This window comes from Solibacillus sp. FSL W7-1324, from assembly GCF_038008025.1.
GTDB lineage: Bacteria > Bacillota > Bacilli > Bacillales_A > Planococcaceae > Solibacillus.
The window spans coordinates 628,501-644,485 of record NZ_JBBOYH010000001.1 but is presented as its reverse complement, the minus strand read 5'-3'; the positions used below and the strand labels follow the sequence as shown (position 1 = coordinate 644,485).

Genomic DNA, 15,985 nt, shown 5'->3' with positions numbered 1-15,985 from the left:
TCATCTCCAATTTTGGTATATATAGATAATTTTATTATGACATAGTATTAAAAAAAAAAACAAGTAAGAAAGTTTCAAGTGGGATTCTTTAATACTATTAGACTTACTAATTACTATGGGTAGGGGAGTTTAACTACTTACCTCTGAACTAAATCAATTACTTAATATTTTAAATACTATTTTTTCAATTTTAATTTATTAATCACCAGACCATTTAATATGTTTAAATATTTTTTAAATACAATAAAATTTACAATATAAATAGTAAGACTATTAATAACCACCAATATAAAAGATGTCACTAAAAATTCAATATATCCATTGATGGATATATATGTACTTAATATTTTTACAAGCATACCTGCTATAAATAGATTTAAAAAAATCATAATATAAATTGTAAATAAATTAGTTTTAAAGATAACTTTATGGGCATATTTGATTTCTAAATAACCTAAAATAAGATTACAAATAATTAAAGCAAACATAATACCATATAATCCGTATATTAAAGAAAATCCAACCATCCCTACAACTAAAACGACCGTAGAAATGTTTTGTATTCTTTTATTTTCTTTAAACGCCCCAGTTACTTGCATCATTATTCCACTTGGTATATGAACAATTTCTAAATAAGTTATTATACTTAATAACATTGCTAATCTATAGTCTAAATAATTTACATCAGTTACACCATTTGTATAAATCTCTACAAAAGGAATAATAACCAGCATACATGTAATCAATATAATTGATATAAACATTATCACCAATAACTGGTAAGACATGAATTTCTCGCGAGTGTTATCTATCAATTCATCATCCGCTAACAGCTGGCCAAAAGCATTAAAAGGTGCATTAACAACTGCATAAGCAAGCGACTTCAAAACTGTAAAAATCATATTATAAACACTATATACACTTGTCATTAACGTTCCGAATATAAATGATATATATAGAATAGGAGACGTACTATATATTAGGGTAGTTATTTTTAAACTTATAACTGATGGCATATCTTTTAAAAACTCATAGTTTTTTTGCTTACTGTCAAATTTAAATTCCTTATACCTTTTTCTTGAAATTATATATATAAATACACTACGCATTATTAAAAAGAACATTATCCAAAATCGAACCACTTCGATGCTACTCTCTAAATAAATGAATAATATAGCCACTAACTGCCCTATGATGTTCATTGATACCGTAATAAGAGAAAATATATATTCGCTTTGAGAAACATCATATATAGGCTTGTATTTTAAAGAAAAAAACAAGTAAATTGAAGTTGGTAAAAATGCTAAAATAAACAAAATAAAAATTGTTTGAATATTAACCGACGTCTCCAATAAACCAGGCAAAATTAAAGCAATTATAAATGCCAGCATCGAAAAAACAATTGCAATGACTTCAAATGCCTTTTTCCCAACAGTTAAAATAGCATTCATAGCATTTGAGTCATTATTCATATAGGGTTTGTAAAGCTTGGAATTAATCGCCACACCTATACCAGCTTCTAATATTAAAATAATAGCAATAATTTGAGTAATTAAGGCATTCAAACCGTTAATATCTGAACCATAATATATTATTGTAAGTCTTGTTAACCACAAACCTAGTAAAGCTGTTACAGGAACAGACAGTATGTTTACAATTAAATTAAGAAATGTTTTTTTTGATCTCATAATTATCCTTCAAGAACATCTATAATTTTATTTGCTACATATTGAGGAGTGTATTCAGAATACATATATGTTATTTCATCTATATTATTAGTTTTGCCTTCATTTTCTCTAATGAATTCCAGTAATGTTAATGATAATTCCTCTTGTCCTTGACGTTGATCAAGTGAAATTGAAAGACTATAATTCTTTAAGATATCTACACATAAATCTTTATCTATTGAATAGAAATTTATAATTGGTTTACAGGTTGAAATATATTCTACAATTTTACTAGGCGCTTGAGTTGCTATAGCATTACTTAAATTCAATAAGAAATTGGATTTTTTTATCAATTCGTTCACTTTATCTTTAGTTTGTTTTCCATATAAAAAAATATTATTTGGCCATTCTTTTTGATATTTAAATGTGATATTTTCACATCCAATACCCAAAATATGTAATCTAATTTTAGAATTTGTTTGAAAAACCTTGGAGAAAATCTTTAACATTGTTGATGGATTTCTAATATCTTCATAAAACATACCCGCATATAAGATATCAACATAACCTTCTTCGTCTCTATTATTAGCTTTAGATATAAGTGGTACCAAATTAGGCATATTAATAGCTGTTATCTTTTCTTTGTACTTATTCAGCTCAGAATTTAAAACTGTTTTATACATTTCTTTCGTTACAAAAATATGGTTAGCTTGTTTATACCAGGTTAATTCTTCTTCTAAATTTTGTTTTACAGCCTCAATATTCAAAAGATTATGTGTAGGGTTATAAGCAAATAAATCAAACTCAATTATATACAACGGGATATCATATTTCTCAGATAATTGGACACCTGTTCGAACATTTTCAAACGGACCTCCTATCGCCAAAATAAAATCAAATTTTGATGGCACAATTAATTTTTCTATATATTCCAAAGCATTTCTTGACCAAGCAATTGGATAGATCAGTCCTTTTTTCATAGCATTAAAATAGAAAGGAATATAAGGTAATTTAGTTATTTTACCCCACAATTCTTGATTTTGAGCTCTTTTTTCTAAAAAACGATTTCTTTTTGTTACAGGTAAATCATATTTCGAGTATATTCTGTAAATCTCTATACCATTTTTTTTCTCATAATCTAAAAATTCACCTGCTAAATTATAACCTACAACTGTTATTTCATAATTGTCCTTTAACTTATTAATTATATTCTCCAAACAAGTAATACTTCCATTTGACATAGGATAATATTCTTTTGAAATAATTAAGCCTTTTTTCATCATCCACACCTCGATCTTTAACTTAAAATACAATAATAAACAGGCATTTTCTAAGTAACAATGCCTGTTTGAAACTATTTATTAAACGATAGTGTTCCTTTAATTTTTCTTCCAAACATTAGATTTCACATAATCTGTATAACTCAAGATAATTCTTAATACTTTCTCCCCAACATTCGGCATTGAGTAATCACTTACTAAACGCAATGTATCCGACTCTTGTATTTCTAATATCGCTAATCCTTGCATAATACGTTCTACACCTAGTCCTACCATCATAACAGCTGCTTCTTCCATCGCTTCAGGACGTTCATGTGCTTCACGAATGTTTAAGGCTCGGAATCCTAAAATAGATGATTCTTCACTAATCGTTCCACTATCACTTAATACTGCTTTTGCTTTCAGTTGTAGCTTGTTATAATCATTGAAACCTAATGGTTTTAATGTTTGTACTAGTGGATTAAAAACGATACCTTTTTTTTCAATCATTTTACGTGTACGTGGATGCGTACTAATAATGACTGGGTAGCCAAACTTTTCAGCAATCGTATTTAATGATTCAACTAAATTTAAGAGGTTTCGCTCAGAGCTAATATTTTCTTCACGGTGCGCTGACACTAGGAAATACTCCCCTTCTTCTAATTGAAGGCGAGTTAATACATCTGAGTTTTCAATATCAACTTTACGTGAATTTAATACTTCGAACATTGGGCTACCTGTTTTTATAATTCGATCTCCTGGTAAACCTTCTCGGAGCAAACTTTCACGTGCAATATCACTATATACTAAATTAATATCAGCTATATGATCGATAATTTTCCGATTAATTTCTTCAGGAACACGTTGATCATATGAACGATTGCCTGCTTCCATATGAAAAATCGGGATTTTTCTACGTTTGGCTGCAATTGCACATAAACAACTGTTTGTGTCCCCTAAAATTAAAAAAGCATCAGGGTTAACTTCCTCTAATAAAGGATCAATTTTTATAAGAATATTCCCCACCGTATCCATAGCTGTTCCAGTAGCAGCATTTAAAAAGTAATCTGGTTTTTTTAACTCAAAATCATTAAAAAAAACTTCGTTCAACTCAAAGTCATAATTTTGTCCAGTATGTACTAATATATGTTCTATTGCTTCAGATGCCTCTAATTTATGAATTACTGCTGATAATCTTATTATCTCAGGTCGTGTCCCTACTACAGTTATAACTTTCAATTTCTTCAAAAGACCACTCTTTTCTGATAAATTTATTTAAAATAATGCGGATATAATTCCCTATGGGTTAAAATCCACTCTTTCATTTCAATAACCATTACCTCATAGGAAGGTACTACAAAAGAAAAGTCATCTCTAGTATTTATTAGTGATTTGTCTAAAACTAAAGATTTATCTTCTATAATATTAAGTTTATTTCCCGACATTTTTTCATTGAATAATTTTAATAATTCATATTTAGTTATCTTTTCATTATTAACTAGGTTGTATAAACCCGTTAAATCTTCTTTCAATGCTTGCTCCATTGCTTTAGCCAATGTTAGAGTTGTTACCCCTGTCCAAATAGCTTTTTTAAAACCATTTATTGTTCCCGATTGTTTCATAAACCAATTAAACAGACCCATTCCATCTTTATTGATATCCGGACCGATAATCGAGCTTCTAAATGTCAAATCCTTGCAATTTTCTATTTCACCAAGTGCTTTCGATCTATCATAGAATGTTTCACCATCCTTAAAAGAATGCTCAGAATAATTACCATTTCTACCGGAAAACACACAATCTGTGCTCATGTGAATAACTCTAGTTTTTAATTTTTGAGTTATATCACTTAAAAAATGTGGTAAGTAACTATTTATTAAAACTGCATCTCCTTTATTATTTTCTGCATCTTGGTTTAAAATTCCCACCGCATTAATTATTGCATTAAATCCACCGTGGACTACTACGCGCTCTAACTCTTTCAAATCCTTAACATTTCCAACGATATTTTCACAGTAACTAACTTTTTTTCTTGTGAATACTGTTACATCATAACCTACTTCTTTAAAATAAAGAGAGATAATATGACCAGCCATACCAGAGCCCCCTAATACTAAAATTCGCATTTAGTTATTCTCCCAATCCTTCAATTCATTTTTTATAAAATCTAATTGCAATAATTTCTCTTTAATTTGCTCTATATTTAAACGCTCTGTATTATGAGAATTATAATCCTCTACTTTATTTATCTCCTTAATTCCTTCAACAAAATATTTATCGTAGTTCAAATCACGCTTATCTGCCGGAACTCTATAAAAGTTAGCTAAATCTTCTGCATGCACGTATTCTTCTTTAGTTAATAGTGTTTCATATAATTTTTCACCATGACGTGTACCAATAATTTTTATTTCATTGTCAGCTTTAAATAGTTCCTTAATAGCGATAGCTAAATCATAGATTGTAGAGGCAGGTGATTTTTGAACCAAAATGTCCCCTGCTTCAGCATTTAGAAATGCAAACACAACTAATTCTACTGCTTCTTCTAAACTCATTAAAAATCTAGTCATATTTGGATCTGTGATTGTTAAAGGTTTACCTGCTTTAATCTGCTCTACAAATAATGGAATTACCGAACCACGAGAAGCCATTACATTACCATAACGTGTACCACAAATTAAAGTTCTGCTAGGATTTACGGTACGCGATTTTGCAACAAATACTTTTTCCATCATCGCTTTTGAAATACCCATAGCATTAATTGGATAAGCCGCCTTATCTGTAGACAAACAAATTACTTTCTTAATACCTGCTTCGATTGCCGCTGTAACAACGTTGTCTGTCCCCATTACATTTGTTTTCACTGCTTCCATTGGGAAAAATTCACATGAAGGTACTTGCTTCAATGCAGCTGCATGGAATATATAATCTACATCGTAAATTGCATTTTTCACACTATTAATGTCCCGAACATCACCAATATAAAATTTCAATTTATCATTATTATATTTTTTACGCATATCATCTTGTTTTTTCTCATCTCGAGAGAAAATTCGTATTTCTTTAACATCAGTATTTAAAAAACGTTTCATTACAGCATTACCGAAAGATCCTGTGCCGCCTGTTATTAATAATATTTTATCTTTAAACATATATTAATTTCTCCTAACTACCTTATAATAAACGTAACTAACCAAAATCAAGCTTACTATGATATGCTATTTAAAATGCATCCTTAAGATATTTTACAATCTTATTCATATTGATTTAAATTAATTTAAATCAATATGAATAAAATAAAAATCATATGTTACCTTTGCTACAAAGAAAACCAACTTGGTGACCCTAGTTGGTAAATCTTTGTTTGATATAATGTTTATAACAATTAATACTTCTCTTTTCTGCCTTCCGATTTTGTTTTATCCATCAAAACAATTACTGTTCTAAATTGAATAATAATATCTAAAACAAACGAATAATTTCTAATATAGAATAAATCGAACCTTAATTTATCTTCCACACTAGTAGTATACTTACCCATAATTTGAGCATATCCTGTAATACCAGGTTTTACAGTACTACGATACGTATATGAGCTATGCTCTTGCTCAAATTGTTTAATAAAAAATTCTCGCTCAGGACGTGGACCTACGACCGACATATCACCTTTTAATACGTTTAAAAATTGTGGCAATTCATCAATTCGTGTCTTTCTAATAAAATGACCGAACTTAGTAATTCGTGGATCATTTTGTCCAGCCAATACTGGTCCTGTCAATATTTCAGCGCCTTCAACCATCGATCTAAACTTATAAATCATAAACTCTTTGTTATTTTGACCTAATCGTTCTTGTTTATAAAAAATTCTCCCTTTAGGCTCTTTAATTTTCATTATAACCATAATCACTACAAAAAAAGGACTTAATATGATTAAAGCTAATAATGATACAATAATATCATAGGCTCTTTTAATGAGTTTCTGAGATACTGTTAAGCCGAATGGATTAACTCCCATTACCATGGTATCATCTATCGTTGTAATAATCGATTGCGATAATAATAAATCATAAAAATCAGGTATGACATATACGATCTTCCCATTTTTAATGGCTTCATAAATAATTTGGGATTTTAATTCATTAGAAATTTTAGCCCCAATGACAACATAGTCTACTTTACAAATATTTTTAAATATTTGTTCCAAACTATCATTCATATTTACATGGTTTATGGTTGCTCTTTTGCCGAATTGAAAATCCATTTGGTCTGCAATTTTCAAATATTCGTCATCCTCACCAATAAAAAGAACTAAATTTCCCTTTTTTGAGACAAACGAATAAATAAGTAATTTCCAAAAAACCAGTAATATATTACCAATTATATATGCGATAAATATAACTGAACGCGGTAAAGCAAACTCCCGTAATAAGAATGAAGCAGCCATCGTCAAAAACAGCATTAATGTTGTAGCGACGAAAAGATTACGTATAATATCCCATTTACTTTTCCGATCTATTGAATAAAGCTCGTACATTAAAATAAAAAACAATGAAATTAATAAAATCCACGGTGTTAAAGCTATAAATGCATCCCAGTTTAATTGGTCAATTTTTTCAAACCTAAAATGGAACGATAACACATACGCTAAAAAAATTAAAAATAAATCAATTAAAATTATTAAAAACTTCTGCGTACGGGTACTGTTTATTTCACCCAAAATAATACCTCCAACATGCTTTAATCATTTAGCTTCTAATATACGCTCTGTACTATTAGAGTTGTAGTGATTTTTCAAAACGCCACGCATCTGCACACATTTCTTCTAATGTGCGTTTCGCAACCCAGTTTAATTCTACTCTAGCTTTTGTAGCATCTGCATAACATGTAGCAATATCTCCCGAACGACGTGAAGTAATTTTATAAGGAATCTTTATATTATTTACTGTTTCAAAAGTTTGAATAAGCTGCAGCACACTTGTACCACTACCTGTTCCTAAATTATATATATGTGTACCAGGTGTTAATCCTTCTAGAGCAGCAACATGTCCTTCAGCAAGGTCCATTACGTGTATATAATCTCTAACACCCGTCCCATCGATAGTCGGATAGTCATTACCAAAGACGTTTAGAAATTCTCTATTTCCCTTCCCTACTTGCGTAATATATGGCATTATATTATTCGGTGTTCCAATTGACACTTCTCCAATAAGACCACTTGTGTGCGCACCTATAGGATTAAAATAGCGCAATAGTGCTATTTCAAAACAATTGTTACTTGCTTGTAAGTCTTTTAAAATCCTTTCGCACATCGCCTTCGTTTCCCCGTAAGGATTAGTTGTCGGTAAAAGATTCATTGTTTCAACTAACGGTGATTTATTATCGCCATATACTGTTGCAGAAGAGCTAAATACAATCTTTTTCACACCAAAGTTTTTACAGCAGTTCACTAAGCTAATTGTACTTAATAAATTGTTATAATAATACATTAATGGTTGTTCTACAGACTGGCCCACTGCTTTGTAACCCGCAAAATGAATAACACCATCGAATTGATATCTTGAAAATAATGTTTCTAACATTGGGTTGTCAGTTACATCAATTTGATAAAAAGGAATTTCCTTATTTGTAAGTTCTTGCAATACATAGAGCACTTCTTTTTTACTATTACTCAAATTATCTGCAATTACAACTGAATGCCCTTCTTCAATTAAAGAAACAACTGTATGAGAACCGATAAAGCCTAGTCCACCTGTTACTAATATTTTCATCAAATCACCCCTGTTAATATTTATTCTTAGAACAGCTTTATAGTTATATACTAATATATAATAAAAATAACAAACCAACTATTCAAAATTTGGTTTATTGTTTTTTAATTGTTCAGCTTTAACAATAATTAATTGCTTTACTTGTTCTGATAAATCTTCTCTCTGTAAAGCAAAATCAATTGTAGTCTCTATAAATCCCAATTGTTCCCCAACATCATAGCGACGACCTTCAAATTCATAAGCAAAAACACGCTGTATGGTATTTAAAGATTCAATAGCATCTGTTAATTGAATCTCACCACCTTTTCCTTTTTTCTTTTCATCTAAAAAACTAAAAATTTCTGGTGTTAAAATATATCTTCCAATAATAGCATAATTAGATGGTGCTTCTTCTAAACACGGCTTTTCCACAAATTGAGTAACTTGCATTAATCGACTATCTGTACTAACTGGATCAATGACACCATAGCGATGTACATCCTCATCTGGTACATTTTGTACACCAATAATACTTGAAAAAGTAAGCTCATATTGATTTATTAATTGCTTCAAACATGGCTTATCGCTCTTTACTAAATCATCACCTAGTAAGACTGCAAAAGGCTCATTTCCAATAAATTTTCTTGCACACCAAATAGCATGTCCCAAACCTAAAGGTTCTTTTTGTCGAATGTAATGAATTTCTACATTAGCGGAAGCCTGAACTTTTTCAAGCATTTCTAGCTTACCTTTTTCTATTAAGTTTGTTTCTAATTCTAAAGCATTATCAAAATGATCTTCAATCGCTCTTTTACCTTTACCTGTTACTATAATGATATCCTCAATACCTGAAGCTATTGCTTCCTCTACTATGTATTGAATTGTAGGTTTATCTACAATTGGTAACATTTCCTTTGGCATAGCTTTTGTTGCAGGTAAAAATCGTGTACCTAAGCCTGCTGCTGGAATAATAGCTTTCCGTATTTTTTTCATATTCTTCTCCTATTTTCATTATTTCAAGAATATAATTCTCTATATTTTATTTTGAATTTAATTGTTTTGAATATATTTCAATATATTCTTTTAATACCGATTCTTTTATAAAAGGTTGTATTAACTCTTGACCTAAAAAACCCATTTTTGCTCTTAAATTAGCATCTGCTAAAGATGAGAACGCATTTACCAACTGGGAATCGTCATTCAAATCTACTACAAAGCCGTTTTTGTTAGATTTTACCAAGTCTCTTAATCCACGTGTATTGCTAACTACACAGGGCTTTCCATTAACCATAGCTTCCATAATACTTTTAGGAAGCCCTTCCCTTTTTGATAACAATGTTACGATATCAGTTATTTTTAATAACTCATTTACATCTCTTCTATAACCCAAAAAATGTATATCTTTTAATTTCTCTTCTAGTACAATTTTTTTTAGCTCTTTATTCTTTTCTCCTGTACCAATAATAAGAAGTTCATATAGTGGATTAATCTTTTTTATAACCTCCCAATTTTTTAATAAAAATTGATGATTCTTATTATCATTTAATTCAGCTATGTAGGAAATTATAATTGCATCAGGCTTTATATTCATACTTCTTAGCAATTCCAATCTTTTTTCAGAACTTATAGTTCCATTCGAGTCCTCTACTCCTACTCCATGCACTAAAGAGACCTTTTCAATCGGTAATAATTTCCTGGCATTTATATAATCTTCTTTATTAATTGTTATTAAATGATCTGTCCATTTTGCTGCGAATTTTTCGATTGGATAATATATCAACCAGTTTTTTAGAGGTGCCCCTTTAAAAAAATGAAATCCGTGAGCTGTGTAAATCAACTTACCAAAATCTGAATCTTTAAAGGCTAATCGTGTTATCACTGCCGCAACAGGTGTATGAACATGTATTAAATCAAAATGTTGTTCTTGAAAGGTTTTTTTTAAAAGATTATACGCACTTATGTTGCTTATATTAATTGGGTTCCTTGAAAATGGAATATCGATACACTTTATATTATTTAACTCTAAAATTTCTTTATCGTCTCCATTACCTACCGCCCATACTTCGTATCCCTTTTCTTGAAAGTAGCTCATATAGGGAACATGAAAGGAGGTTAAATGTCTATATACGGAAGCAACAAATAATACTTTCATTTAATAATAACCTCGTATAATTCTAAATATTTTTTAGCAGTAGTGCTGATGGAAAAAGTCGAAATACTTCGTTTTTTTATTTTTTCATTTAGATTTTGGGTAATAAGCTGGCTTAACTCCTTTTCATCATAAGGTGTGAATGTATTACCACCAACTTTAGCAACTACATCCCGTAATCCTTCTACATCAGTAGCAATTATAGGTAAACCGGCAGCAGCTGCCTCTACAACGACTAGCCCAAAGCCTTCCCATTTTGATGAAAGAACAAAAACTGTAGCAGCTTTCATCAAGGAGGGCACATCTGTTCTCGCGCCCAAAAATAAAATATTGTTTCTACCAAATTCCTTAGCATATCTCTTTACTTCTTCCATACGTTCACCCTCACCCACAAAAACAACTCTACATTCTTTAGGTAATAACTTACTTGCACGAATTAGCGTTTCAGGATCTTTTTGTTCTCTCATACCAGCAACCATTAAAATAATTTTTTCTTCATCTTTAATCTCTGCAGAAATTTCATTGTAGGCTAATGGTTCAGCATTACTATAAATTTTCTCATTAATACCGTTTTCAATGACGACTGTATTGCTAGCTAGATTAGGTAAATAATTAATTAATTGAGTTCTAGTATCCTTTGTTATGGCTACAATTTTGCTATATTGCATGTACATCCATTTATCTAATAAATAAAATATTTTATTATTTCTCCGTTTATTATGTGTACTATGTTCTGTAGTTAATAACTGTATTTTTTTATTAATAAGTTGACAAGCAAGGGGCGTAAATAGTTGCGGAGCATATAAATGAGTATGTATACAATTATACTCCTTAGTTTTTATAATATTTTTCAGAAAAAGAATATTTCTGATATTATAAACTTTAGAAGTATCACCGTAATAAACAGGAATATTTAAAATGTCTAATTCTTTGCCGAAAAAATTATTATTTTTTGTTAGGACAGCGACCTCACATTTAATATTTTGTGACAACATTTCTTTAATTAAATCTACTAACATTTTTTCTGCTCCACCACTACCTAAATTAGGAATTACATGTAAGATTCGCATAACTCTTCTCCTAACCCGTACTTTTTCTATACATAAAAAGCAACTTTTTTATTGTAGCTTTAGGGAAAATTAACATCAATAGAAAAATTGCCTGCTTTTTTGAATATTTCATCACCCTTATAATATATTTGTAAGCACTTTTCTTATCGCCATCCAATAAAGCATAGATGATGGCACCTTTATATTTAGTAATTAAAAATGGATAGTTTCCAATTTCCAACAAATCCCCTTCAAATTTATCTAATATCTCCATTTGATATTCCTTGAATAAGTTAGCTCTTTTGACTTGATAATCAAAATTAGTCAATCTATCTTCAGAGTCATCCATAAGTTGTACCACTTCTTGATTAAATATTGGATACCCATTCTTTAATGCTACTTCAAACCATAAAAGTAATTCTCCGCCAATTCTTGTTGAAGGAAATTTGTAATTAAATTCATGAAATAACTTTTTATTAATTACATGTGTAACATCTCCAGAAATAACCCCTTTCGTAAGGTTTTCGAAAGTGTTTACTCTAAAATAATCTTGATAATTTAATCTAGCATTAGATCTTAGAAAATTCACCACTGGGTACTGATCGATATTTTCAATACTTTGTAACGATTGATTTATAATAGTAAATGCATCTTTATGAAAAATATCATCATCATCCATAATTATTACATAATTATGCTTCGCTACTTTAATACCTTTGTTACGGTTTTCTCCTGGACCTGAATTATTTTCCCTATAAACATAATTTACATTTGGAAAATTTGTAATTATATAGTCTTGATAACTTGGCTTAGAAAAATCATCCACTACAATTACTTCATATTTTTTGTAACTTTGATCAAATATAGATTTCAAACATCGCATTAGTTCATACTTCCTGTTATAAGTAGTAATAACGATACTGAAAGGTAATTCCATACTATACATACCTCCTAAATTGAATTAGTTTTTTTAAGAGAATAGTGGAACTAAATATAGGAGATCTCATTAAAATAAAAATATGTTTGTTGATTTTTGCTATATTCTTTTCACGATAAGATACTATCAACATGTCTAGCCTATATCCACCTAAATGATATCGATAATACATATACGCTTTTAAATGACCTATAATAGGAATCTGTTTATTAAATATTTTTTTTAGTGCAGCTTTTCTATTTTTGGAATATCCTTTAGATAGAGAACCAACTCTTACCATCATTTCTACTAACGGCTCTGGATAGTACCCCCATTTCTTTTTCTCAGAAAGTAACCTAAGCCATAAATCATAATCTTCCGCCTCACCTTTTAAACTAACATCATAACAATCAACATCTATTAGTATATCTTTTTTCACTACCATCAATGCAAATGCTGTAGCTTCCTTTAAAAGTGAGCTATACTGTTTTTCAACCGAGGGGTGTGTATAACCCTCTGGAAAAGCTGCGGTCGATTTAATTCTTCTTCTATATTCATCTACTATATAAAAATTAGAAATTGCTATATCATAATCATTTCCCTCTAAAAAAGCTATCATTTTTTCTAATCTAGTGTTTGACCAAGTATCATCAGCATCTAAAGTAGCTACATAAGATCCTTGAGCAACTGAAATGCCTGTATTTCTAGCTTGTGAAACTCCTTGATTTTCTTGATAGATATAATTAACATCTTTATTTTTTATATATTTTTTTAAGACAGCCCTTGTATCATCTGTCGAACCGTCATCTATTATTATTATTTCTTTATTTTGATAAGTTTGTTCTAAAGCACTTAATAAAGCTAACTCTATATATTGAGCACAATTATAAGTTGGAATAATTATACTTACTTTAGGTAATATAGTTTTCAATTTCATTACTCCTTTTATAATTTCACCTTAATTTGTTTTAGTTGTATCTCTTTGGCAAAAAAAGAATAACATATTGTTAATGGTATAATATATAATATCCATTCCGACATTTCTGTACTATACGGATGGAATAAACCATTTAAAATAAAATAAGTTAGTATTAATATTGAGCAGCATACTACTACATTTTCTTTTAAATTTATATTATTTTGAAGTTTGTTTAATATTCTAGGAACAAGAGCAAACCAACCAAAATAAACAAGAAAAATTCCAGCTAAACCAAATAAGCCAAAATCACCCCATACTTGCAAATATGTATTATGGACCACCATCCCTGCCGAATCTTCTATATTACCAACCGTGGTAAATGCACCTGAACCTATAAAAGGATTTTCAAGAATTTTATTCATTGCTTCTAAATACATTGAATAACGGGCTGGGTCTATTTTCTTTAATGCTTCATCCACTGAAGAAGATTGTAAAATATTCATGATATTATTACCAATTCTTGATTCTTTTAAGATTGGTATAGCAAAAATCACACTAGCAGATAGTACTATAATAAAAATAGTTGGCAACATCACAAATTTAATTTTGTTTTTATAATTCAAGATTGCATAGAAAAAAATTATAATAGGTAAAGTTAGAAGTACCGTTAGCATCCCTGTTCTTGAGCCATCCATAAAAATAATATACATACTCAGAATCAACATAAGTATGGGAAAGATTTTGTCCTTCTTATGCAATAAAAGTACAGACATCACATTAATATAAAAGCCTAATACACCTATTTTTACTAAAGAACCGGGATACGCTAATATAGTACCCCACCGACCATCTGCAGTCATTAATGTAGCAAGTACTGTTCCACCTATAGTACCTATCATCAAAAATATCACATTTATTAACACAGACAAATTTATAATTTTAACTACACTTTCCCATTTAAAATTACTATAGTACAGAAAGAAATATAGAGTACTAAATATAAGTAATATTTTTACACATTGAATAACAGTTTCTATATTTAATCCTGTAAATAAGCTACTCACTACCCCTAAGAAAAATATAAATAAACCCAGCCATAATAAAGGAGATTTAACTATTCCTTTTTTATAAATAGAAAGCATAAACAATGGAAAAATTAATACTAACCAAGCTATCCAATGTATATACGGTGAAATAGTCACCTTTAAATCGGCAAATATCACTAACAAGATAAATAAGGATATACTAAAATTCTTAATAATAATCAACTACTTCCTATATTAAGACTAAACTAAAACGAATAAAACCATTATTTTATTATTGAAATAATTTCATTTGTATAATTTTCATTCGCTATATATTTTGGCTTTATATCCCCTTCTCCACTGACCTCATTAATATTTTTCCCCTCTATTTCAATTTTATATTTAGCACTTTTTCTAAACCACTCATACTCAATGTCTATGTGGCCTATGTCTAATGCTTGGTACCCTTTTTTTGATAAGTCAGCAGCTAATAGTGTTGCAGTAGGACCTAAAGCCATTAATATCAATGTATTACTAGATACCTCTTCCAATATACTTTCTAAAATTTCATTATATTTTATAAATGCATTTTTAGATGGACAAACTATTCGTCTAATACTCTTAATATTATCAAATAAATCATTACCTACACCAAAAAATGTACTATCTCCTTCTACAATAATTACATCTCTTTTTTCCCAAAGCTTCTTTATATTTTCAAATCTTTTTTTAGCCAAATTTTTAACTTTATAATCCATATAAGGTCTAGTTAGGCTAGCATTAGCATACACTTTTTTTTGGCTCAACAAATTATTAAGAATATCAAATCTCTTTACTATAAAACATGCCCAAAACATTTTTGTTTTTAAATCATAATCACTATCTTCAACAAAGATTTTTGGAACTCCTATTAATAACTTCGAATCATTATTTTCTATTAATACTTCTTTTAATCTTTGAATTAAAAAATCAGAACTTTCTTGAAAGCCGATTTCACTCTTATTAATAATTAATCCTAACTCGCCATCTCCAAATCTAGCTAAAGATAATTTTTCTTTTGTAATTCTATCTATGACATCTTGGTCTTCTAATATACTAATTTCTAAATATTTATTATTGACTTTTCTATGTATATAACAAATATACTTATATAGTTTATATAGCGTATTTTTCATATATTCTCCTCGACATATTACTTTATACTATGAATAAAGTAATTGTACTTCTGTACAATTACTTTATTCATCAAATTTCACT

General features: G+C 29.4%; 14 protein-coding genes. All 14 read right to left on the bottom strand.

Annotation, left to right across the window (positions count from 1 at the left end; all coding sequences use genetic code 11):
* Positions 1-176: 176 nt before the first annotated feature.
* The 14 genes from MKY71_RS03160 to MKY71_RS03095 all read right to left on the bottom strand — a co-directional run bounded on the left by MKY71_RS03160 (position 177) and on the right by MKY71_RS03095 (position 15,903).
* Entirely contained in the window at positions 177-1,688 is a 1,512-nt protein-coding gene (locus tag MKY71_RS03160) for a hypothetical protein (protein WP_340731568.1), read from the bottom strand.
* A 2-nt stretch (positions 1,689-1,690) separates the two neighbouring features.
* Positions 1,691-2,947 carry a hypothetical protein gene (locus tag MKY71_RS03155; protein ID WP_340731567.1) on the bottom strand — a complete coding sequence of 419 codons (1,257 nt, stop codon included), beginning with the start codon at positions 2,945-2,947 and terminating at the stop codon, positions 1,691-1,693.
* A 99-nt stretch (positions 2,948-3,046) separates the two neighbouring features.
* Entirely contained in the window at positions 3,047-4,174 is a 1,128-nt protein-coding gene (wecB, locus tag MKY71_RS03150; RefSeq protein ID WP_340731566.1) for a non-hydrolyzing UDP-N-acetylglucosamine 2-epimerase, read from the bottom strand.
* Between the two features lie 23 nt (positions 4,175-4,197).
* A complete protein-coding gene (locus tag MKY71_RS03145; RefSeq protein WP_340731565.1) occupies positions 4,198-5,052 on the bottom strand; it encodes an SDR family oxidoreductase in 855 nt (284 codons plus the stop codon).
* A complete protein-coding gene (locus MKY71_RS03140; RefSeq protein ID WP_340731564.1) occupies positions 5,053-6,075 on the bottom strand; it encodes a polysaccharide biosynthesis protein in 1,023 nt (340 codons plus the stop codon).
* A gap of 233 nt (positions 6,076-6,308) precedes the next feature.
* Positions 6,309-7,640, bottom strand: coding sequence for a sugar transferase (locus MKY71_RS03135; RefSeq protein ID WP_340731563.1), 1,332 nt, complete (start codon positions 7,638-7,640; stop codon positions 6,309-6,311).
* Between the two features lie 55 nt (positions 7,641-7,695).
* Positions 7,696-8,691, bottom strand: coding sequence for a UDP-glucose 4-epimerase GalE (gene galE / locus MKY71_RS03130; RefSeq protein ID WP_340731562.1), 996 nt, complete (start codon positions 8,689-8,691; stop codon positions 7,696-7,698).
* A gap of 78 nt (positions 8,692-8,769) precedes the next feature.
* Positions 8,770-9,663, bottom strand: a complete 894-nt coding sequence (gene galU / locus MKY71_RS03125; RefSeq protein ID WP_340731561.1) for a UTP--glucose-1-phosphate uridylyltransferase GalU — start codon at positions 9,661-9,663, stop codon at positions 8,770-8,772.
* A gap of 46 nt (positions 9,664-9,709) precedes the next feature.
* The gene (locus tag MKY71_RS03120; protein ID WP_340731560.1) at positions 9,710-10,822 is read right to left on the bottom strand and encodes a glycosyltransferase family 4 protein; all 1,113 of its coding nucleotides are present in this window, start codon (positions 10,820-10,822) and stop codon (positions 9,710-9,712) included.
* Positions 10,819-11,889, bottom strand: a complete 1,071-nt coding sequence (locus MKY71_RS03115; RefSeq protein ID WP_340731559.1) for a glycosyltransferase — start codon at positions 11,887-11,889, stop codon at positions 10,819-10,821. The genes MKY71_RS03120 and MKY71_RS03115 overlap by 4 nt, the downstream gene beginning before the upstream one ends.
* 10 nt (positions 11,890-11,899) lie before the next feature.
* Entirely contained in the window at positions 11,900-12,805 is a 906-nt protein-coding gene (locus tag MKY71_RS03110; RefSeq protein WP_340731558.1) for a glycosyltransferase family 2 protein, read from the bottom strand.
* A gap of 1 nt (position 12,806) precedes the next feature.
* Complete coding sequence (locus MKY71_RS03105) at positions 12,807-13,715, bottom strand: glycosyltransferase family 2 protein (protein ID WP_340731557.1); 909 nt, start codon at positions 13,713-13,715, stop codon at positions 12,807-12,809.
* 14 nt (positions 13,716-13,729) lie between these two features.
* A complete protein-coding gene (locus MKY71_RS03100; RefSeq protein ID WP_340731556.1) occupies positions 13,730-14,971 on the bottom strand; it encodes an O-antigen ligase family protein in 1,242 nt (413 codons plus the stop codon).
* Positions 14,972-15,012: 41 nt separating this feature from the next.
* Positions 15,013-15,903 carry an SP_1767 family glycosyltransferase gene (locus MKY71_RS03095; RefSeq protein WP_340731555.1) on the bottom strand — a complete coding sequence of 297 codons (891 nt, stop codon included), beginning with the start codon at positions 15,901-15,903 and terminating at the stop codon, positions 15,013-15,015.
* Positions 15,904-15,985 lie beyond the last annotated feature (82 nt).